1 protein-coding gene is annotated in these 260 nt (G+C 46.5%); it reads left to right on the top strand.

Annotated elements, in window-relative coordinates; translation table 11 throughout:
• Window positions 1-260, top strand: a 260-nt coding sequence (locus AB4486_RS25665) for a formate/nitrite transporter family protein (RefSeq protein ID WP_372119558.1), incomplete at both ends; no start/stop codon positions are given.

Below are 260 nucleotides of genomic sequence, written 5' to 3'. Positions count from 1 at the left end.
GCATTGCTGCTGGTGGCTTGTATGTTACTGACCAAACAGTACATGTTCGACCACGGTCAAGTGGGTTTGAATGCAATGGCGATCTCCCAACATAAGATGCACCACGATTTTATCCAAGCTATCGCGCTCGGCATCATGTGTAATGTATTGGTTTGTATCGCGGTATGGATGACGTTTAGTGGACGCACACTGACTGACAAAATTGCGGTAATGATTTTGCCTGTTGCGATGTTCGTATCGGCTGGTTTCGAGCACTGTAT

The organism is Vibrio sp. 10N.222.55.C6, assembly GCF_041473395.1.
Lineage (GTDB): Bacteria > Pseudomonadota > Gammaproteobacteria > Enterobacterales > Vibrionaceae > Vibrio > Vibrio crassostreae_C.
The sequence above is the reverse complement of the archived record's forward strand: the minus strand, read 5'-3'. Positions and strand labels throughout refer to the sequence as shown.